Raw genomic sequence first — 20,400 nt, forward strand, 5'->3', positions numbered from 1 at the left:
GGGGGGGCACACACGGTGCACGTCACGGAAGGCGGGCGCGCCCACGGGTGCGTGTCACGGAAGGCGGCCCCGCCCACGGTCGTCACCGTGTACCGCGCCCCTCCGCACCCCTCCGCGCGCCCCGCCGCTCAGCCTGCCCCGGTAGCCGTGACCGTGGAAGCGTCGGGGTGGAGGGGGAAGACGCGGTCCAGTCCGACCAGGCGCAGGATCCGAGCCGTGTTGGCCGGCACCGACGCCAGGGCGATTCGGGCGCCCTGCTCGGTGGCCAGGTTGCGTGCGACCAGCATGACGTTGATGCCGCTGGAGTCACAGAACTCCATCCCGCCCAGATCCAGGACGAGAAGTTGCCCGGGCCTCAGGGTGAGGCCGTCCAGGGCCCTGCGGAAGTCGGGCACGGTTTCGTGATCGAGGTCACCTGATACCTCCAGTACGAGGCCGGTGGCGGCCTCCCGGGTGGTGATCGACAGCGGGCTCATGTCAGTTCTTCGCTCGCAGGGGTGGAGGGCGGGAGGGGTACGCCGAGGGCAAGGAGTGCGGTGTCGTCGTCGAGGCCGTCGCCGAAACCGTCGAGGAGCTCGCTCAGGGCGGTGATCAGCGCCTGCGGGCCCGCCGCGGGCCGGGACGCGGCGAAGGCGCGCAGAGCGTCCTCGCCGTAGAGGTCGCGCTGGGGCCCGGTGCGGGCCTCGGTCAGACCGTCCGTGTAGAGCAGCATGGTGTCGCCCGGCAGCAGCCGGGTGCGGGCCGCGACGAACTCGGCCCCGGGCAGGACACCGAGCAGTACCCCGCCCGGGGTGGGCAGGTAGTCGGCGCCGCCGCCGGCGCGCTGGATGAGGGCGTAGGGGTGGCCACCGGACGCCAGGTGCACATCGACGTGTCCCTCTCCGGGTTCCAGGACCCCGAAGACGGCGGTGCAGAAGCGGGTGTCTCCGCTGGAGAACCGCTGGTGCAGCACGGTGTTCAGCGTGCTCAGCACGGTGATGGGGTCCGGGTCGTGCATGGCTGCGGCCCGCAGGGTGTAGCGGGCCAGCGACGTGACCGCCGCGGCCTTGGGCCCCTTGCCGCACACGTCGCCGAGAAAGAACGCCCACCGGCCGGTGTCGAGCGGGAGGAGGTCGTAGAAGTCGCCGCCGAGAAGGTCCGGCGAGGCCGTGTGGTAGTACGAACCGGCCTCAAGACCGGGAACCGTGGGCAGCTCGGCGGGGAGCAGGCTCTGCTGCAGGACCGCGAGGGCTTCCTGGAGCCGGGCGCGGTGGGCCTCCGCCTGCCGGCGTGCTTCCTCCGCCTGCCTGCGTGCCTCCTCCGCCTCCTGGCGGCGGCGCAGCAGTTCCGTTTCGTACGTGCGCCGGTCGCGGGCGTCGAAGACCGTGGTGCGGATCAGCAGCGGTTCGCCCTCGCTGCTCGTCTTCACCTTCGAAGTCACCAGCACCGGCATCCGAACCTTGCCCGCGGCCCTGATCTCCAGAGCGACCCCGCTGACCTCGCCCTCCATCTGGAGCGTCGGGGCGAAGTGCGTCTCGTGGTAGAGCCTGCCGCCGACCGTGAGGAGGTCGGAGAATCGCATCCGGCCCACGACCAGGGACCGGGGCAGGCCCAGCCAGTCCAGCAACGTCGTGTTGATCTTCGCGATCGTGCCGTCCATCAGGGTCGACAGATAGCCGCACGGGGCCTGCTCGTAGAGGTCCTCGGCACTGTCCTCCAGCAGCGAGATGAACGCCGCGTCGGTCGCCTCGACGTCCTGCCCCTCACCAGGATCGGGCCCCTGGTCGGTGCGGCACATCACAGGGCCGCTCCGACGAAGTCGGTGATCGCCCGAGCGGTGGCCTGCGGGGCACTCAGCTGCGGGCAGTGCCCCGTCGCCTCAAGGGTGACGAGCCGGCTGCCGGAGATCGAGGTGTGGACGTAGGCGCCGACCTCGCGCGGGGCGATCGCGTCCTGCCTGCACTCCAGTACCAGCGTCGGTACGACGACGGCTTGGAGGTCCTTGCGGCTGTCGGTCAGGAACGTCGTACGGGCGAAGACCCGGGCGTGGTCCGGGTCGGTCGCGCAGAACGAGTTCGTGAGTTCCTCGCCGAGCTCGGGCCGGTCCTCGTTCCCCATGATCACCGGGGCCATCGCCGCCGACCAGCCCAGGTAGTTCGACTCCAGCGACTCCAGCAGTTCGTCGATGTCGTCCCGGCTGAAGCCGCCCCGGTAGTCGTCCTCGTCGATGTAGCAGGGCGAAGGGGCCACCATCACCAGCCGGGAGATGCGCTCCGGCGCGCGCTGTGCGGCGAGCACCCCGACCATGGCACTGACCGAGTGCCCCACGAAGACCACGTCCCGCAGGTCCAGCTCCTCGCACACCTCCAGCACGTCCTGGGCGTACCCCTCCAGGGAGCTGTAGCGCTGCTCGTCCCACGCCGACGGATCCGCCCGGCCGGATCCCACGTAGTCGAAGAGCACCACCCGGTACTCCCGGGCGAGCGCGGGGACCACCAGGCGCCACATGTTCTGGTCACATCCGAAGCCGTGCGCCAGCAGCAGCACCGGCCCGTCCGTACGGCCGGTGACAGTGACGTTGTTCCTGCGGCGAACATCCATTCCATCAGTGTCCCACCACCCTCCCACCAGGGGACTCAGGGACCCGCCCCCGGCTCGACGTGTGGTCCCGCAGCCGGATCCGGCCGCGTGCTCCCGCCGCCGCCACCGGTTCCGGGACCCGCCCGGCCCCTGCTGTCCGACTATTTCCGTTCCTGTCCGTCCTGGGTGGCGGGCCGCACCGGCTCTCGACGGGGCGCGGGTGGCGTAGGGCATCATCTGGGTTCAGACACACCCCTGAGCAGGACCGTAACCCGGTTCTGCGCAAGCGAAGTTGAGCCTCGTCCGACGCAGTGCGCCCAGGACGCCGGCTGAGCCCGAGCCCGAGAAGGAAGCCTTGGCCATGGAGGAACCGGATGCCGCCGCGCGGCAACTGGACAAGCGGTCCGTGTTCTTCTGGCAGGTGGAAAACGCGGCCGGAATCGCCCTGGTGCTCGTCCTCGCCGCCGTCCTGACCCAGTTTTCGCCGCTCCCGCCGGAATGGCACGGATGGATCTTCTCGCTGGCGGCGGCTGCGCTGGCCTTCGCGTTGTTCGACGCCCTCGTACTGATTCCGCTCCGTTACCGGCACTCCCGGTACACGCTGACGGCGGACTGCGTGATCGTGGAGCGGGGGCGCCTGTGGAGGCGACGCGAGGTGTACCCGCTGTCCCGCGTCCTGTACTGCGAGACCCGTCAGGGTCCGATTCTGCGGTGGTTCCGTCTCTTCACCGTCAGGACGGCGACGATCGTCGAATCACGGTCGATCGGGCCCCTGTCGCAGGCCGAGGCCACTCGGTTCGAGCAGTTCGTCCGCGAGCACGCGTCATGACCCGGACGCCCCGGAAGCGCCGCAACAGCCCGGCCGTCTTCGCGATCCGTGCGGCGGAACACGCGACGACGGTCGTCCCCACCGTCATGGCGGGGCTGTCGATCTGTGCCAAGTGGCCGGTCCTGTTCGGCATCCCGGTGGCCGCGGTCTTCGGGCTGGTGGGCGGTGTCGTCGTGCTCGGCATGATCGTGGACTGGTGGACGACCCGGTTCTGCGTGGACAGCGGCGGCATCCGCTACGACAAAGGTCTGCTGGTGCGGCGTTCCACCTCGCTCGGCTGGTCGGAGGTGGTATCCGTCCAGGTCTCCCGGTCGGTGGTGGCACGGTTCCTGGGCTCCTCGCGCGTACTGATCGGCATCGGCACGGAGGCCAGGGCCACCTTGGTGATCGAGGCGGTCCCGCAAGCCGTCGCTGCCGAGATCGAGGGCTACTTCGCAGCCGGCCGGGTCCGTACAGCCCGCGACACGCAGGTACCCAGTACTGACAGTCGTACGGTCAACCCTGCGACGGACACCGACGACCCGGCCCACCACGCCCGCACCACGGACACGGGTGACCTGATTCACCGGATCCGCCTCCGCGACCATCTCCTGATCTCCCTCACCTACGGGCAGTTCGTGCTGCTGCTTCCCTTCCTCATGGAGCTCTACAACAACGCCACCGCCCTCTTCCCGCTTCCCCCGGTCCTACCGGCGGTCTCGGACCTCCCAGGGCCGTGGTGGGCACAAGTGGTGGCCGCCGGGGTGGTGCTCGGGGTGGCGGCGATGGCATTCGGGATGCTCGTCGCCTGGTTGCGCTACCGGTCGTTCGAAGTCCGGCTCAGGGAAGGGGTGTTCGCCATGTCCGGCGGCCTCGTCTCCGCGGAAACGCGGCAGCTGCCCGCCGAGCAGGCCGGCGGGGTCAGGATCCAGCGGAATCCTCTGATGCGGGTCACCGGGTACGCGCGGCTGGCCCTCGTGTCCCGGCAGTCCGGTGAGAGGCTCGGCGCGAACATCGTCCTGCCGGTGGCGCGCCTCGCACACGTGCGGGACTGCGTCCGGAACCACTTTCCGGACTGTGCCGCTGCGGCGGAGCACACCCCCGGCACCAGCCGCACTCTGCGATGGGGCCTGGGCGGGACGGCCGCGGCAGCGCTCACCCTGACGGCGTGGGCGGCGCATGCCATGCCCCCGGCGAGGGCGGTCGCCGTGACGGCCGCTGTGGCCGTCGTGCTGCTGGCCGCGAGCAACTACTGCTGGGCGACGGCGGCGGTCGACCCGGAGAACGCCGTACTCCACTTCCGCCGCGGTTTCCTCTGGGTCACCCACTACGTCGTACCGTGGGACTCCGTCTACTTCGCTCACTCCTACCAGCTGCCCCTGCCCGGCCGGCGGTCGGTCGGGGCGGTCTGCCTGGGGATGTACGACTCGCGCGCCGTCCGGCTGTGGGTGCCGGTGAGCGGCCCGGCCCTGCTGGACCGGTTCATCGAGGCGACCACGAACGGGCCGGCCGACCACCCGGCCGCGGTGCCGCCTGTGCGCTCCCCGGGCCGACGGCGAGTGCCAGGCGCCCCTCAGGCCACGGCGCGGCCCAGATAGGCGGCCAGGCGGTCGAGAGCACTCGCGCCGGCGGGTGCCGGCTGCGCCGGGGCGAAGGAGCCGGAAGCGGTGCGGGGCAGCCCGCCGACGATCTCCCGTACGACGGGCAAAGCCGACTCGGCGATGTCGGGGACGAGGTCGCGTGGCTGCCCGGTGGCCTTGGCGAGGTCCCATCCATGGACCAGCATCTCGATCACCAGCTGCTCGACCAGCCGCCACCCCGGCGCAGGACCGTAGCGCCTGTCGAGCATGCCGGGCCGGCCGAAGGCGGTCAGCGCGGCGCTCGATGCGCCGCGGAACGCCTCGACGTGATTCCCTTCGAGGTGGTCGGAGGGCAGGCCGGAGCGAGGGGCCCCGTCGGCCAGGCCCGCCCACAGCAGGTTCTCGTGGACCAGGTGGTTGAGCAGGGCACGCACATCCCAGTCGGCGCAGGGCGTCGCCCCGTCGAGCTGGCCCGGCTCCACGGCAGCCACGACCTCGCCCACCGCGTCCAGGACGGCGCGGCAGGCGTTCAGCACGCCCGCGGGTGCCCATACGTCGGCCCCGGTGTCGTACAGCTCGCCGAGTTCCGCGGCACGTGCACCGGGCTTGGGGTTGGTCCGCAACGCCGTCACCAGCCATTCCCCGGCCGCCGCCATGCCCGGTGGGACCGGTCGGTCGTTGAGGACGCACAGCAACTGCCAGTACCGCTCGACACGTACGTCGGAGGCGACCTCGAGCTGCTCCAGCAAGAGGCTCCTGGCTTGCGCGTCGTCCGTGTGCGGCGCACCGGGCAGGGACGCTTGCGTGGGGATCCAGGCCGCGACGGTTTCCGCGACGACGGGCTCGGCCGCCGGTGAGTCCGGGGCGACGCCCTCGGCCATCGCCGCGTTGACACGCCGCAGCCAGTCGTCCGTCACCCGCCGCACGTCCCGGAGGGTGCCCTCGTCGTGTTCGCCAGGGGCGTGTTCAGCGGCGTACCGCGCCATCCGGCGCATCCCGTCGCGGAGCGCGGGGTCCGCCACCAGTTCGCTCAGCTCGATCCACGCGTCGACCTGCTCATCCGTGGGGTCGGCGGGCAGATCGGGGGTGGCCGCCAGCAGCCCGCGGCGGTACGTGGGAACATCCAGCTCCCCGAGTGTTTCCGTGACGAAGTCCTGGATGAGCGCGCGGCGTTCGACGGCGGACATGCGTGCGAGTGCGGTCATGGCGGGAAGCCCCTCGGTGGTGGTGTTGCGGCGGGTGACGGAGCGCAGGACCGCCTGCTGCGAACGCAGCGTGCGAATCCGCACTTCCAGTGCGTCGACGTGGGCCGCGGCCACCTCGGCCAAGGTGTGCTCGCGCTCCAGCACGTCACGAACCGCCGCCAGACCCAGCCCCAGGTCCCGCAGGGTCCGTGCCAGCTCCAGACGGGCCACAGCCTCGGAGTCGTAGACCCGGTAGCCGGCCGGCGTCCGCGAGGCAGGGTGCACCACTCCGGTGTCGGACCAGTGCCGGATGAGCTTCACGGTCAGCCCGGTTTTCCGCGCGACCTCTCCGATGCTCCAGGACTCGGCGTTCTCGACGTTCATGCGTGCCACTCTCGGGTCTCCCACGGGGGGAGAGTCAAGGCGCCCGAACGGGCCCTGGGCACAGATTCCCGCCGTGGCGGCGGAGGGCCGTCGGTGCGCACCGCTCCGGCCGTACTCGGGTCCGCGAGTGCGCACCGCTCCGGCCGTACTCGGGGCCGTGAGCGCGCCCTCCTCGCGGCTGCCCCGCGGGCCTCAGTGTCCGAACATCTCCGGGTACCACAGGCGGGCTGCGGCATCCCGGGCGACCAGGAATCCCACGATGCCCAGCACCCATCCCAGGGCACCGTCGGCCCGCTGGGAAAGCCAGGCGCCCAGACGGTCCAGGAGCGGCCGCGTCCTGTCCCTGGCCACGGTCCACGCGAGGAGCAGGAGCGTGGCCGGCAGCACCATGATCAGGCAGTAGCCCGCCAACAGCGCGACGACGGAAGCCCCGGCGAGCCCGGACGTGGTCAGCAGCCCGATGGCTCCCAGATACGGAAGCATCGTCGCCACCTCCATGAGCGCGGCCAGCAGCGCGAGGCCGACGATCCACAGCACCGACGACGACCTGGCCTCGGTACGCGCGTGCCAGCGGCCTGCCGCGTCCTTCTGCGCACTTTTCGCCTCACCCTTCCTGGGGGCGAAGCGAAAACTCAGCAAGAACAGCGCGACACCGGCGACCAGTTGGATCCACAGCGCGGTGCGGCTCTCCAAAACCTCACTGGCGGCGGAGAACACCGCGTCCGCGCCGAGCACGACAAGCAGGCCCACACCTAGGTAGAAGGCTGCGATGCTTCCGAGGTAGACGACAATTCTGCTCGTACCCACCCGCGCCGGGGAGAGCATCAGCCATACCGGGACGAACAAGGTCCCGATGCTGACGCTGTCCAGCAGGGCGAGACCTGTCAGGGACAGCAGTAATCCGGAATTCACGTATTTTTTCCTTGCGGACAGGGCCCGGTCAGGGGCTCGATCCGTGCCGGGTGCACGGGGGCGCAACACCCTACGCGTGACCGGTCATCCGCCGGGAGGTCTGTCCGTCCCCGCCCCAGGCCCTGTCCCCGGCGCGGTGTCGTCGGCGCGCGAGGCGAGAGCGTGCCTGGCGGACTGATCGGGCGGGGACTCCCCCGCCGCCAGATGCTCCAGCACCTCGGCGAGTTCCCGGCAGGCGCTTCGCACCGAGCGCCGGGTGGCGCGCTGTTCGGCGACCATCGCGGACAGCATGAGTGCGGTCAGGGCGGCAGCACCGTTGAACGCCTGGAGTTTGACCATCACCTCGACGGCGGACAGGCCGAGGAAGGCGCCCTGTTGCGTCTTCGCTTCGAAGGTGGTGAGTACGGACGCGAACAGCGCGCACACCATGCTCCCGGCCAGCTGGAAACGCAGTGCCGCCCACATGAGCAGCGGAAAGACGAGAAAGAGCAGACTCATTTCCCCGCGCGCCGCCACGGGCACGATGATCACGGCCGCGAGGCCCAGGCACAGCATCTCCTTCCAGCGGCTCAGCTTCAGTGGTCCGGCCGCCCCCGCCAGCACGAGCAGAAGTGGAGTGACGAGCAGGACGCCCATCGCATCGCCCACCCACCAGGCCAGCCACACGGACCAGAACTCCCCTGTCCCCAGCCCACCGGTCACCACCTGCAGGCCCACCCCTGTCGTCGCACTGATCAGCATCGCGCCGAGCCCGCCCAGGAACACCAGTGCGAGACCGTCGCGCACGCGTGAGATGCCGAGCCGGAATCCGACGGCGCGCAGCATCAGACAGGCGCAGACCGGGGCGATGGTGTTGCCGGCCACGGTGATGAGCGTGGTGGGCTGGGGCGTGGTGAGGGAGGCGATGACGAGGAAGGACCCGAGGGCGATGCCGGGCCAGACCGACATGCCGTAGACGAGCAGCGCGGCGACGGCGACGCCGGTGGGCGGCCAGATGGGGGTGACGGTCGCACTTTCGACGGTGAGCCCGCCGAGCAGGCCCAGGCGCCCGGCCGCGTAGTAGAGGAGGGCAACGGCCAGCGTTTTGAGGACTGCCTCCCAGGACAGGCGGAATCGCTCCCAGGACAGGCGGAATCGCCGGGTCACCAACACAGCAGCCATCAGACACCGCCGCGGCCGTTTCGGCCACGCGAGCCACGGCCGGCGTGCGATCTTCCGCGTGGCGCGCGTCCGCGTGCGGGCACCGCTACAGTGCCCCGCCCTCGTGTCCGACGATGAGAACAGCGGCGTCGTCCTCATGCCCCACGGTGTCCGCCAGCCGCATGACCCCGTTCGCGAGAGCGTTGATGCCCAGGCCGGCGGCCGCGGTGATCTCGGCGAGCCGCATCACCCGGCTCAGGCCTTCGTCGAGACTCAGCGACGGCCCTTCCACCACTCCGTCGGTCAGCAGCACGACCACACCGCCCATGGTGAGCCGGTGGCAGACCACGGGATACTCGGCGCCTTCGAGTACGCCGAGCGGGGGACCGCACTCTCCCTCGTCGACACCCGACCGGCCGTCGGCCGTGGCCCAGATGTGCGGGATGTGGCCGGCCCTGGCGCATTCCAGGACGCCGGTGGCCGGATCGAGCCGGAGAAAGGTGCATGTGGCAAAGAGGTCCGCGCCCAGCGACACCAGGAGGTCGTTGGTGCGCGCAAGCAGTTCGCCGGGGTCGTTCGTCACGTGGGCCAGTGCACGCAGGCCCACCCGGACCTGCCCCATGAAGGCGGCGGCCTCGATGTTGTGGCCCTGTACGTCGCCGATGGACAGGCCGATACGCCCGTCCGGCATGGTGAAGGCGTCGTACCAGTCCCCTCCGACATTGAGCCCGTGATGGGCGGGCATGTAGCCGGCGGCGAGCCGCACGCCGGGCGGGCTCGGCAGGTCCTGCGGCAGCATGCCGCGCTGCAGGGCCACTGCCAGCTCGACCCGGGAACGCTGCATCTTCGCCAGTTCCCTGGCCTGGGCGGTGAGCGCTGCGAGCCTGGCCAGCAGCTCGTCCCCGTCGTCGGCGGCCTGTGTACGAAACATTGATCGCCCCGGTTCCGCGAGAGCACCTCAGGTCGGTCTGCGGCCTTTCGCCAGGTGGCACGACCTCGCCACCCACTGTGCCCGGGGAAGACCGCACGCGCACCCCGTCGCTCTGGGGCCGTGGGTATTCACCATGCCGACGGCCACGTGCTGCCGCGTGACGCGGGGCGCCCGCACGAGGACCTGCCCTGGTGTGCGTGCGCTTGCCTGCTCGGTCGAGAGCCGCGGACCGGATGGCCCGGCAGGGCAGACGGCGCGATGATGGGGGCGGTCCGGTTACCGCGACGGTGGACGCGCACGGGACGATCCCCAGTTCCGTCGCCGTCGCGGTGTCCGCCGGCCGGCGGCCGCCACCGGAGGCGGCTGACCGCGACACCGTTGCCCGACGTCAGAACGGTGAAGAGATGAACGGCCGCCAGGCAGCCACGCCCGGGAACACGACCAGCAGCTCGGTGTTCGGCACCCCCTGCTGGGTGAGCCTCGCCACCCGCAGCCTCGAAGCCACCGAGGAGTTCTACCGCGCCGTACTGGGCTGGGAATGGCGCACCGGGAAACTGGGCGGCCGGTACAAGTTCGCCGATGTGGACGGGGTACCGGTGGCGGGGGTGTCGCCCGTGGGCAGCATGGGGCAGACGGCTGTCGCCTGGACTCCGTTCTTCGCCACCGCCGACGCGGACGAGTCCGTGGCGCTGGGCCGGGAGCGCGGCGGAACCACGGCGGTGGGGCCCCTCTCCCTCCCCCCGGGGCGGGCCGCATTGATGGCGGACCGCGACGGCGCGGTCTTCGGGGTGTGGGAGGGAGAGCTGGTGTCCGGCTGGGAACAATGGCGCCGCACGGCCCCGGCCTTCGTGGAACTCCACACCCGTAACGCCTTCGATGCCGCGATCTTCTACTCGGGAGTCCTCGGCTGGGACTCCGCCGCCCCCGGGAGCTGCGACGTCAGCTACGAGGACGAGAGCGTGGTGCTTCGCAGCGGAGGCGGCATCGTGGCCCGTATCCGTTCCGGAGCGGCGGAGGCCGCACCCGATCCCGCGGTCCGGCCCCACTGGCAGATCCACTTCCACGTCGCGGACGTGAACGCCTGCGTCGACGCGGCACGCACCCACGGCGGGCGAGTCCTGCGAAGGGACCCGGACGCGGCGCGGGCGCTCCTGAGCGACCCCGACGGGGCGCGCTTCACCGTGAGTGCGCGCCCCTGAGGTGTCGCCCCACGAGCCTCGGTGGGCCGGCCCGGGCCCCTCGCTCTACCGGTGCGGGCTGCCCTGGTCGGGGTCGTCGTCGATCGTCTGCCAGGTCTTCCCCCGCTGCCTCCCGCCGTCCCCGAATTCGACGTCGGGGTCGATGCGGTTGGTCTGCGGCTTGCGCCTCGCGCGGCGGCTGCCGTAGACGAAAGCCCCGAGGAGGAGCAGGACCAGCACGACTCCGACCACGATGAGCAGGAGCGGGGGGCCGCCTTCGGCCGCCAGGTACGTGAAAGTATTCATACTCCCTGCATACCCCCGATCTCCCCACATAGCAGTGTTATCGGCGGCCACACGCGTACCAGGGGGGAACGGCGGGCGCGGCGGCCCGCCCACGCGCCTCGCGGCCGGTGGGCGGACGCCTGTCCGCCCACCGGCCCCTCGCGTCACTGGCCGGCGGGCACCGTGTCCTCGAAGGTCTTGCCGGCCGCCCGGTAGGCGGCGATCTTGGAGGCGACCTGGGCCGGAGTCAGCACCTGGTCCTTGACGTGCAGCACGTAGTCGACCTTCTGGTCGTAGGCGCGCGGAGTGGTGCCGGTCTGGCCCGCGAGATCGATGAGCCACTGGTTGAAGTTGATGGACATCGGGCGTTCCGGCAGGTACCGGGCGTCGTGGCGGCCGAACTCCTGGCCGTCGACGTAGTAGACGATGTTGCTGTCGTTGATGGTGACGACCAGGTCGTGCCAGCCTGCGTAGCTGGTGCGCGCCTCGGTGTGCTGGTTGACGGCCTCCCAGGGGTCGGGCCGGTAGGTCTCCCACGACGTGGCGTAGAGGATGTTGGCGGGCTCGCCCCAGCCGCCGTTGGGCAGGTACTCGAAGTCGTACTCGGCGTAGTCGTCCGCCATCGGGGCCTTGAGGTCGTTGATGGTGAAGAACGTCTGCACGACGCGGTCACCGTCGGGTCCCCCTGCCTTCGGCGCGTCGGAGAACCGGACCCGGGCCGCGTAGGTCCCGTTCTTGAACTTCGTCGCCTGGGTGAGGACTTCCGTGTGTTTCGTGGACTCGGGCGTGCCGGCCGTCGAGGTCTCCAGGTTCATGATCGAGTTGGTCCCCTCCTTGGCAAAGGTGACGTTCTGGGCGGCCCAGGTGGCGCCCGGCACTCCGGGGCCGCCCGCGTTGGACCGTACGCTCCAGCCGTGGGCGCCGATCGCCGGGTCGGTGTGCGAGGTGTAGTTGAAGTCGTCGAAGAGCGTGGCGCCGGTGGGCGGCGGATCGGTCGGGTCCGGGTCGGGGCCCGGGCCGCTGCCCTCGGGGGCCGTGCCCCACACCTGCGTACCGCCGACGCTCGCGGTGACCTTCGACCAGTTGGCGTACGAGGTCTGGGCGGGTCCGAAGGAGTAGTCGTCGTTCTGGTTCAGCGGCTGCCAGTTGGAGCGGTGGAAGCGCAGTTGCATGTCGCCGGTGTCCGCGCCGGGCGCGAGGGTGCCTGCGCCGGCGGTGAAGCCGATCTCCAGGTAGCGGTCGGCGGTGGCGGTCGGCCTGGCGAGGGTGCCGAAAGTGCCGGTGATGTTCCCGCAGCCCTTGACGGCCCAGGAGCAGGCAAAGGTGTACGAGGCGCCCGCGTCGGCCTTGAAGTAGTAGCGGATCTTGACCTGGCTGAGGGCGAGAGGGGCGGTGCCGGTGTTGACGGCCTTGAACCAGGGTTCGGCCTGGTCGCTGCCCGCGGCGCTCTGCCGGTACTGGACCGTCAGTGCCTCGCCCGCGGCGGCCGCGGGGGTCGCGGACAGGGCGGCGCAGCCGAGTCCGGCCACGAGGGCGGCGGCCAGGGCCGCGCGGATCCTGGTGGTGCGCGTGCTCTTGTTCGTGCTGATGGCGCTCACGTGGTGGTCCTCTCGGGACGAAGGATCGCGGAGGGACGGCTCGGCACTCCGAGGGCGTCGAGCCGGGTTCTGTGGTGGTGCAGCCGGGCCTGGAAGCCGGGCCAGTCGCGGCCGCCGGACCAGGCGGTGTCGGCCAGTGCGCACAGCCGGGGGAAGGCGAGGTACTCGGCGTGCGCCGGGGTGGCGACGTACTCGGTCCACAGCTGGGCCTGGGTGCCGAGCACCTGTGCGGCGGCCGCACTCTCCCAGTGGGCGGGGGCGGGATCGGTGCCGTACACGGCGTGCAGGTCGACCGGGTCGCCCGACTGGCCGGGGGGTTCGGCGGGGTGCGCGGACTGCGGGTAGTCGAGGTACGTGGAGCGGTGCGGCGCCATGATGACGGGCTGGCCGCGGCAGGCCGCCGTCAGCCCGTGATCCGCGTCGCGCCAGGCCAGGGCGGTGAAGGAGTCGGGCAGGTCGCGCCCGGTCTCGGTCCATCCGAGCGGCCGTCGCCCGCGCCCGGTCAGAAAGCTCCCGATCTGCTCCATGAACCAGCCGTGGAGCGCGTCGGGGCCCTCCAGCCCTTCCTCGGCCACGCGCCGCAGGGCGTCGGGGGAGCGGTGCCATTCGGTGGTCGGGCACTCGTCGCCGCCGACGTGGACGTAGGGCGAGGGGAAGACGTCCATGACCTCGTCCAGCACGGTGCGGCAGAAGTCGAGGACGTCGTCGGTGACGCCGAGGACGGTGTCGCACACTCCCCAGCTCTGCCAGACCTCCAGGCGCCGGCCGGGGAAGTTGCCGAGGTTCGGGTAGGCGGCCAGCGCGGCTCGCGCGTGGCCCGGCATCTCGATCTCCGGTACGACGGTGACGCCCCGCTCGGCGGCGTACGCCACCAGCTCGCGCAACTCCTCGCGGCCGTACGCGCCGCCGTGCGGCACGCCCGCGGCCTCGGTGAGCCGGGGGTACGCCTCGACCGGCATCCGCCAGCCCTGGTCGTCCGTCAGGTGCAGGTGCAGCACGTTGAGTTTGTGCAGGGCGAGCAGATCGGTGAAGCGCCGGAGGAAGGAGACGGGCTGGAAGTGGCGGGCCACGTCGAGCATCGCGCCGCGCCAGGCGTACCGGGGCACGTCCGTGATCTCGATGCCGGGGAGGGCCCACCGCACCCCCCGGACCGGTTCCGGCCGGAGTGCGGCGGCGGGCAGGAGCTGCCGGAGGGTCTGTACGCCGTGCCGCAGGCCGGCGGCGCCCGCGGCGCGGAGCAGTACCGTCTCGGCGCTGACGGTCAGGCCGTAGCCCTCCGCACCGAGGCCGGTGAGGCCCGGTTCGAGGACGAGGACGATCCGCCCGTCGGGGGCGAGGGGCAGGGGCAGGCCGGTCGCGGGGGCGAGCAGGGTGCGCAGCAGGGCGGCGGCCGGCTCGGCCCCCGCAGTGGCGCGGACGGCGGTGGTTTCGTCGAGGGTGAAGGTCCCTGAGGACCGGCTGATCCTTGAGGGGACCGGGACGAGTCCGGGGTCTGTGGACGGTCGTAACACGGGGCCTCCTAGCCCTTGACCGCGCCGCCGGCCAGGCCGGTGGCGACCCGGCGCTGGAGCACCAGGAAGAGGATGAGGACGGGCAGCGCGAAGAGGGTGGAGGCAGCCATGGTGGCGCCCCAGTCGGTGCCGAAGACGTTGGAGAACGAGGAGAGCCAGACCGGGAGGGTGCGGTCGTCCTGGTTCTTGATGATCAGCATGTTGGCGAAGGCGAACTCGTTCCAGGCGGTGATGAATCCGAAGAGCGAGGTGGCGAGCAGGCCGGGGGCGAGCAGCGGGAGGGTGACCCTGCGGAACGCGGCCGCGCGGGTGCAGCCGTCGACCTGGGCGGCTTCCTCCAGTTCCTTGGGTATTCCGGTGAGGAAGCTCCGCAGGGTGATGATCGTGAACGGCAGGGTGATCATGAAGTAGACGAGGGTGAGGGTGGGGAGCCGGTCGAGCATGTCGGTGTCGCGGGCGATGACGTACATGGGGATGAGGAGCGCTTCCCAGGGGGCGACCTGTGCGAGGAAGACCATCAGGACGAAGCCGCGGCGGCCCTTCCAGCGCAGCCGCGCCACCGCGAAGGCAGAGCCGAGGGCGATGGCGAGGGCCAGCAGGACGGAACCGGCCGTGACGAGGAGGCTGTTGCGCCAGAACGACCAGAATCCGTCGGCGTTCACCGCTGCGGAGAAGTGCTCCAGGGTCAGCGAGGTGGGCAGGAAGAGGGGCGTCTCGGCCTGGATGTCGGGGGTGGGTTTGAAGGCGGTGAGGACCATCCAGTACACCGGGAAGACGCATGCCACGAAGGTGAGCAGGGCGCCCGCGTGCAGGGGCAGCCGCCGCAGCACGCGGGACGCGGAGGCGGGGCTCACGGGGACGGGGCTTGCGGGGGCGGGGCTCACGGGGACGGGGCTCACGGGAGCGGGGCTCACAGTTCGGCCTCCTGCCGGAACATCTGACGGAAGTAGAGGATCAGCGCACCGATCAGGATGAGTACGGTGAGCGTCGCCGCGGCGGCCCCGAGGTCGTAGCGGTGCAGGGAGCGGGCCACCTGGTAGGCGTAGACCGGCAGGGTGGTGGTGGCTCCGCCGGGCCCGCCCCCGGTGACGGCCCAGATCTGGGCGAAGCAGCGGAAGACCCAGATGACTTCCAGGCTCAGTACGAGCCCGAAGATCGGTCGGAGCAGGGGCAGCGTGATCGAGCGGAAGATCCGCCAGCCGCCCGCGCCGTCGATCCGCGCCGACTCGAAGAGCTCGGTGGGGACGGTGGTCAGCGCGGAGTGCAGGGTGATGGCGACGAACGGCACCGACTGCCAGACGACGAGCAGCACCAGGACGGTGAAGGCCGCCGGCCCGTGCGCCAGCCACGAGTAGTCCTGGAAGGAGTCGAACCCCAGCCGCACCAGCAGCCAGTTGACCACTCCCAGCCGGGAGGAGAAGAGCCACTGGAAGACCGTGGTCGTGGCGATGACGGGACTGGCCCAGGCGAGCACGAGGCCGCTCAGGACCAGCGTCCGCATCCTCCTGCCCAGCCGCTGGAGCATCAGCGCGACGGCTGTGCCGATCACCATGATGAGGACGACGTTGATCGCGGTCCACACCAGGGTGCGCCGGGTGACCTGCCAGAACTCGGCGTCACCCAGGATCTCCCGGTAGTTCTCCAGGCCGGCGAACTCCGCGCCGCCTCGAATGAGTTCGGCCATGCCGTAGTGCTGGAGGGATATGAGCAGGTTGCGGGCGAGGGGGTAGGCGAGCAGGACGGCGATACCGAGGACCGTGGGGGCGATGAGCAGGTACGGCCACAGAGAGCCGGGAACGCGGCGCCCGCGTGCGGGCGGTGGTGCCGGGGCGGATGGGGGGACGGGGCCCGTCTCCACGGCGACCGGTCCGGCCGCCGCGCCGGGGCGGGTGGCCGGGCGCGTCATGCCCGCGTCCCCGGCCGGGCCCCACTCATGAGCGGAGTCGTGACCGGCCGGGCCCCGCTCACGAGCCGAGCCGTGACCGGCCGGGCCCCGCTCACGAGTCGCCTCATGAGTTGAGCGTCTTGCTGAGGGCGTCGGAGGCGTCCTTCGCGGCCTTCTGCCGGTCGCTTCCGGTCAGTACCGCGGTCATGTACTCCTTGATCGGGTTGGTCGCCTCCACGGCGGCCCACTGCGGGGAGTTGGGCGTGGCGCGCCCTTGTGCCGCCGCCGCGGCCATGGCGGCGGTGCCCTCGTCGTCCTGGAGGGCGTCGGCGAGCGAGGTCCTGTTGGGTACGTAGCTCATGGTCTTCGCGAGGTCCCGCTGCCACTTCTCCCCGGCGAGTGACTTGACCACTTGGTAGGCGGCGTCGGGGTGGGCGGACGCGGCCGGAACGATCAGGTCGGACCCGCCGGTGAAGGTGGCTCCCGGGGTGCCCGCGGTACGGCCGGGGATCGGGAAGAAGCCGAGCTTGCCCGCGAGGGCGGGGTTGGCCTGTTCCACGATTCTGGCGCCGCCGGGAACGGCGATGATCTGGGCGACGTCCCCCTTGGCGAAGACGTCCGCCTGCGGGGGCTTGGCCTCGTCGGCGTCCTTGGGCCCCTTGCCCAGCGCCTGGAGCCGCTGGTAGAAGTCCATGCCCCGCAGAGCCTCCGGGCTGTCGAGCGCCCCCTTCCACTTCTCGCCCTGCTTCTCGGCGAGTTCTCCGCCCTCCTCCCAGATGAAGCCGGCGAGGGTGTACCAGTTCTGCCCGGGGAGGTAAATGCCCTGCGTCTTGCCCCGGTTCAGCTTCTCGGTGATCCGCAGCCACTCGTCACGGGTCCTGGGCGGGGAGGTGATGCCTGCCTTGGCGAAGAGGTCCTTGTGGTAGATCACGACGCGGTTGGCCGCGTACCAGGGGATGCCGTACTGCTTGCCGTCGACCTTGCCCGGCTCGGCGAGGCCGGGGAGCCAGTCGGCCCCCCGCAGTTCCCCGGCCTTGTCGCTCAGGTCGAGGACGCCGCCGCTCTGCGCGTACTGCGCGACCTGGGTGTTGCCCACCTCGATGACGTCGGGGGCGTCCTTGCTGGCGAGCGCGGCGGTGATCTTCTCACCGATGCCGTCCCACTCCTGTATCTGGATGTCAAGGACGGTGTCCTTGTGCTGCTGCTCGAAGTCCTTCTCGAACCGCTGGAGGTAGGCGTCGGAAACGCTGTCCTTCATGATCCACACGGTCAGCGTCTCGGGACCGCCCGCCTGGCCTGAGCCGGACGAGGTGCTGCTGCAGGCGGTGAGCACACAGGCGGCCGCGAGTGCCGCGGCAGGGGGAATGAAGCGGATCTTCACTGGATTCACCTCGCGGAAGAGTTGACCAGTTGGGCAACTGGCCAACGATGTGGCTCGAAGGTGGCATAGACCAATGAGGGCGTCAACCCCTTGGTAAACAAGGCTTTTTGCTGGCACGGTTCACGGGGAGCACCTAAGCTGGCCTTTACCACCAGACCAGTTGTGGTGAAGCGAGGCAGAGAGGCCGGAGTCATGGAGAGCAACTCCTCAGGTGCCGTACTCAAGCGGGAGCGGGTCCGGGAGTTCCTCCTCGGTCTGATCGAGGTACGCAGTCCCGGCGACGCCATCCCCTCGGAACGCACGCTCAGCACCGAACTGGGCGTCTCCCGCCCGACCCTGCGCGCCGCCGTCGACGAACTCGTCGCCACCGGGCAGCTGGTACGCGAACACGGCCGCGGCATGTTCGTCGCCCCCGCCAAGATCACCCAGGAACTCGTCTCCGACGACGCGGCGTTCGCCGTGCCGCGGGCCGGGGGCGCCTGGTCCAGCAGGCTGCTGCGGCTGGACACCCTCCGCGCGGGAGCCCGCATCGGCCGCAAGCTGCACATCTCACCGGCCGCCGGGGTCATCTCCATCGCCCGCCTGCGACTGGTCGACGGAACGCCGATCGCCATCGAGCACCTGCACATCCCCGCCGACCTGGTACCCTCCCTCACTCCGCAGGAGCTGGAGGCGGGGGACCTGTACGACCACCTGCGCGAGCACCACCAGGTTCACGTCGACCAGGCGGTGCAGTCCATCGAGCCGACCGTGGTCAACGAGGCCGAGGCCGGGGTGCTCGACGTTCCGGTCCTCTCCCCCGCCCTGCTGATCGAGCGCCTGACCACCGACACCGCAGGCCAGCCGGTCGAGTACGTCCACTCGGTCTACCGGGGCGACCGCTACCGCATCGTCTCCCGGCTCGCCCTGGGCGTCACCGCCCCGCACGCCCGCCCCGGGAGCCACCACCCCGGCATCCCGCCCGGCGACTTCGCGCACGGGGACATCATCAGGTCGTCGACGACGGGAGACGCCCGCTGACCGGCGGGGCACCGGCAGAACCGCAGTGGATCGGCGAACGCTGCCGGGAGCCTTGACAAGGTTATTGGTCTGGACCACATTGGGCGGCCATCGAACCCCCATCTCCCCCCGCTCCGGAGGCAGTTGTGGACCGTCCCCACCGATCCCGCGCGCCCAGAGGCCGTCGTGCCGCCTCGTCCTTCGGCCTCCTCGCCACCGCTCTCGCGCTCGCCGCGTCCGGCCTGACCGCCGCCGCCCCGGCAGCGGTCGCGGCCGATGCGGAACTCGCCCGCAACGGCGGCTTCGAAGCCGGGCTCACCGGCTGGAACTGCACCGCGGGCGCCACCGTCACCTCTCCCGTCCGCAGCGGCACCTCCGCCCTCAAGGCCACCCCCACGGGCAGCGACCACGCCAAGTGCACCCAGACCGTCAAGGTCAAGCCCAACTCGACTTACACGCTGAGCGGTTGGGTGCGCGGCGCGTACGTCTACCTCGGCGCGAGCGGCACAGGCACCACCGACGTGTCGACCTGGACCCAGTCGGCCGACGCCTTCAAGCAGCTGAGCACCACCTTCAAGACCGGGGCGAACACCACCCAGGTCTCGATATACACCCACGGCTGGTACGGCACCCCGGCCTACTACGCCGACGACCTGAGCCTGTTCGGTCCCGGCGACAGCGACCAGCCCCAGCCGCCCGCCCCGCCGGCCGGGCTGAAGGCGGGCACCGTCACCCCGACCAGCGCGGCTCTCACCTGGACCGCGTCCACCGGCGCCTCCTCGTACGCCGTCTACCGCGACGGCACCAGGGCCACCACCGTGACCGGCACCTCCGCCACGCTCACCGGGCTCACCCCCGCCACCGCCTACAGCGTCCAGGTGGCCGCCCTGAACGCGGACGGCGAGTCGGCCAGGTCCGCGGCCGTCACCGTGACCACTCCGCCGGGCGGCGGCGACCCCGGCCCCGGTGGTGACCTGCCCGCCCACGCCCTGATCGGCTATCTGCACACCAGCTTCGCCAACGGCTCCGGCTACACCAGGATGGCCGACGTCCCCGCCTCCTGGGACGTCATCAACCTCGCCTTCGGCGAGCCCACCTCGGTGACCAGTGGGGACATCCGGTTCGAGCTCTGCCCCGTCGCCGAGTGCCCGAACGTCGAGTCGGAGGCCGAGTTCAAAGCCGCCGTCAAGGCCAAGCAGGCCCAGGGCAAGAAAGTACTGATCTCCATCGGCGGACAGAACGGGCAGGTCCGGCTCACCACGCCCGCCGCCCGTGACGCGTTCGTCGCCTCCGTCTCGAAGATCATCGACGAGTACGGGCTGAACGGCCTCGACATCGACTTCGAGGGCCACTCGCTCTCCCTGGACACCGCCGACACCGACTTCAAGAACCCGACCACCCCGGTCGTCGTCCACCTGATCTCGGCGCTCAAGACCCTCAAGGCCAAGTACGGCAGCGGCTTCGTCCTGACCATGGCGCCCGAGACCTTCTTCGTCCAGCTGGGCTACCAGTTCTACGGCGTGGGCAAGTGGGGCGGCCAGGACCCGCGCGCGGGCGCCTACCTCCCGGTCATCCACGCACTGCGGGACGACCTGACCCTGCTGCACGTCCAGGACTACAACTCGGGTCCGATCATGGGCCTGGACAACCAGTACCACTCGATGGGCGGCGCCGACTTCCACATCGCGATGACCGACATGCTGCTCACCGGCTTCCCGGTGGCGGGGGACGCGAACAACGTCTTCCCGCCGCTGCGTCCCGGACAGGTCGCCATCGGGATGCCCGCCTCCACCCACGCGGGAAACGGCTGGGTGTCCTCCGCCGAGGTCAACAAGGCACTGGACTGCCTGACGAAGAAGACGAACTGCGGCAGCTACCCGACCCACGGCACCTGGCCGTCCCTGCGCGGTCTGATGACCTGGTCGATCAACTGGGACCGCTTCAACAACCAGGACTTCAGCAAGAACTTCGACGCCTACTTCGGCGGCAGCTGAGGCCCGCCGGGGCGGCTGCCGCGGCGGGCCGGCCCTCGGCACATTCTGCGCCGGCCCACCGCCCACCGCGG

18 protein-coding genes are annotated in these 20,400 nt (G+C 70.9%); 5 read left to right on the top strand and 13 right to left on the bottom strand.

Going from position 1 to position 20,400, the window contains the following annotated elements; all coding sequences use genetic code 11:
- Window positions 1–128 precede the first annotated feature (128 nt).
- From ACFWVV_RS31565 to ACFWVV_RS31575, 3 genes are read right to left on the bottom strand one after another with little or no spacing between them, the layout of a single operon-like run.
- Window positions 129–476 (bottom strand): STAS domain-containing protein, encoded by a 348-nt coding sequence (locus tag ACFWVV_RS31565; RefSeq protein WP_384348419.1) that lies wholly within the window; start codon window positions 474–476, stop codon window positions 129–131.
- Window positions 473–1,777, bottom strand: a complete 1,305-nt coding sequence (locus tag ACFWVV_RS31570) for a PP2C family protein-serine/threonine phosphatase (RefSeq protein WP_384348422.1) — start codon at window positions 1,775–1,777, stop codon at window positions 473–475. Before ACFWVV_RS31570 ends, ACFWVV_RS31565 begins: the two co-directional genes overlap by 4 nt.
- A complete protein-coding gene (locus tag ACFWVV_RS31575) occupies window positions 1,777–2,580 on the bottom strand; it encodes an alpha/beta fold hydrolase (RefSeq protein WP_384348425.1) in 804 nt (267 codons plus the stop codon). Before ACFWVV_RS31575 ends, ACFWVV_RS31570 begins: the two co-directional genes overlap by 1 nt.
- Before the next feature lie 340 nt (window positions 2,581–2,920).
- Between ACFWVV_RS31575 and ACFWVV_RS31580 the strand changes: the two genes are divergently transcribed.
- Both ACFWVV_RS31580 and ACFWVV_RS31585 read left to right on the top strand, forming a co-directional pair.
- Window positions 2,921–3,388, top strand: a complete 468-nt coding sequence (locus tag ACFWVV_RS31580; RefSeq protein ID WP_384348427.1) for a PH domain-containing protein — start codon at window positions 2,921–2,923, stop codon at window positions 3,386–3,388.
- The gene (locus ACFWVV_RS31585; protein WP_384348430.1) at window positions 3,385–4,965 is read left to right on the top strand and encodes a PH domain-containing protein; all 1,581 of its coding nucleotides are present in this window, start codon (window positions 3,385–3,387) and stop codon (window positions 4,963–4,965) included. Before ACFWVV_RS31580 ends, ACFWVV_RS31585 begins: the two co-directional genes overlap by 4 nt.
- On the opposite strand, the gene ACFWVV_RS31590 is transcribed toward ACFWVV_RS31585, so the two are convergent.
- From ACFWVV_RS31590 to ACFWVV_RS31605, 4 genes are all read right to left on the bottom strand, one after another.
- The gene (locus ACFWVV_RS31590; protein ID WP_384348433.1) at window positions 4,941–6,515 is read right to left on the bottom strand and encodes a TIGR03086 family metal-binding protein; all 1,575 of its coding nucleotides are present in this window, start codon (window positions 6,513–6,515) and stop codon (window positions 4,941–4,943) included. The two genes, ACFWVV_RS31585 and ACFWVV_RS31590, sit on opposite strands and share 25 nt — an antisense overlap.
- A 192-nt stretch (window positions 6,516–6,707) precedes the next feature.
- Entirely contained in the window at window positions 6,708–7,427 is a 720-nt protein-coding gene (locus ACFWVV_RS31595; protein ID WP_384348435.1) for a GAP family protein, read from the bottom strand.
- Window positions 7,428–7,511: 84 nt separating this feature from the next.
- Entirely contained in the window at window positions 7,512–8,588 is a 1,077-nt protein-coding gene (locus tag ACFWVV_RS31600) for an MASE1 domain-containing protein (RefSeq protein ID WP_384348438.1), read from the bottom strand.
- 85 nt (window positions 8,589–8,673) lie between these two features.
- On the bottom strand, window positions 8,674–9,498 hold the full coding sequence (locus ACFWVV_RS31605) for a PP2C family protein-serine/threonine phosphatase (RefSeq protein ID WP_384348441.1): 825 nt from the start codon (window positions 9,496–9,498) through the stop codon (window positions 8,674–8,676).
- A 404-nt stretch (window positions 9,499–9,902) separates the two neighbouring features.
- Here ACFWVV_RS31605 and ACFWVV_RS31610 point away from each other — a divergent pair, with 404 nt between their 5' ends.
- The gene (locus ACFWVV_RS31610) at window positions 9,903–10,697 is read left to right on the top strand and encodes a VOC family protein (protein WP_384348443.1); all 795 of its coding nucleotides are present in this window, start codon (window positions 9,903–9,905) and stop codon (window positions 10,695–10,697) included.
- Between the two features lie 45 nt (window positions 10,698–10,742).
- Here ACFWVV_RS31610 and ACFWVV_RS31615 read toward each other — a convergent pair whose 3' ends face one another.
- From ACFWVV_RS31615 to ACFWVV_RS31640, 6 genes are all read right to left on the bottom strand, one after another.
- On the bottom strand, window positions 10,743–10,982 hold the full coding sequence (locus ACFWVV_RS31615) for a DUF6479 family protein (RefSeq protein WP_384348446.1): 240 nt from the start codon (window positions 10,980–10,982) through the stop codon (window positions 10,743–10,745).
- Window positions 10,983–11,125: 143 nt separating this feature from the next.
- Window positions 11,126–12,559: a cellulose binding domain-containing protein gene (locus ACFWVV_RS31620; protein WP_384348448.1), complete on the bottom strand. Its 1,434-nt coding sequence runs from the start codon at window positions 12,557–12,559 to the stop codon at window positions 11,126–11,128.
- On the bottom strand, window positions 12,556–14,070 hold the full coding sequence (locus ACFWVV_RS31625; protein WP_384348451.1) for a beta-N-acetylhexosaminidase: 1,515 nt from the start codon (window positions 14,068–14,070) through the stop codon (window positions 12,556–12,558). Before ACFWVV_RS31625 ends, ACFWVV_RS31620 begins: the two co-directional genes overlap by 4 nt.
- An 8-nt stretch (window positions 14,071–14,078) precedes the next feature.
- Window positions 14,079–14,924 carry a carbohydrate ABC transporter permease gene (locus ACFWVV_RS31630; protein WP_384348454.1) on the bottom strand — a complete coding sequence of 282 codons (846 nt, stop codon included), beginning with the start codon at window positions 14,922–14,924 and terminating at the stop codon, window positions 14,079–14,081.
- Between the two features lie 56 nt (window positions 14,925–14,980).
- Window positions 14,981–15,976 (bottom strand): carbohydrate ABC transporter permease, encoded by a 996-nt coding sequence (locus tag ACFWVV_RS31635; RefSeq protein WP_384348457.1) that lies wholly within the window; start codon window positions 15,974–15,976, stop codon window positions 14,981–14,983.
- Between the two features lie 103 nt (window positions 15,977–16,079).
- Window positions 16,080–17,336: an extracellular solute-binding protein gene (locus tag ACFWVV_RS31640; RefSeq protein WP_384348459.1), complete on the bottom strand. Its 1,257-nt coding sequence runs from the start codon at window positions 17,334–17,336 to the stop codon at window positions 16,080–16,082.
- 192 nt (window positions 17,337–17,528) lie between these two features.
- On the opposite strand from ACFWVV_RS31640, the gene ACFWVV_RS31645 reads away from it, so the two are divergent.
- A complete protein-coding gene (locus tag ACFWVV_RS31645; protein ID WP_384348462.1) occupies window positions 17,529–18,356 on the top strand; it encodes a GntR family transcriptional regulator in 828 nt (275 codons plus the stop codon).
- Between the two features lie 125 nt (window positions 18,357–18,481).
- Complete coding sequence (locus ACFWVV_RS31650) at window positions 18,482–20,329, top strand: chitinase (RefSeq protein ID WP_384348465.1); 1,848 nt, start codon at window positions 18,482–18,484, stop codon at window positions 20,327–20,329.
- Window positions 20,330–20,400: the final 71 nt, after the last annotated feature.

This window comes from Streptomyces sp. NPDC058663 (assembly GCF_042716745.1).
GTDB lineage: Bacteria > Actinomycetota > Actinomycetes > Streptomycetales > Streptomycetaceae > Streptomyces.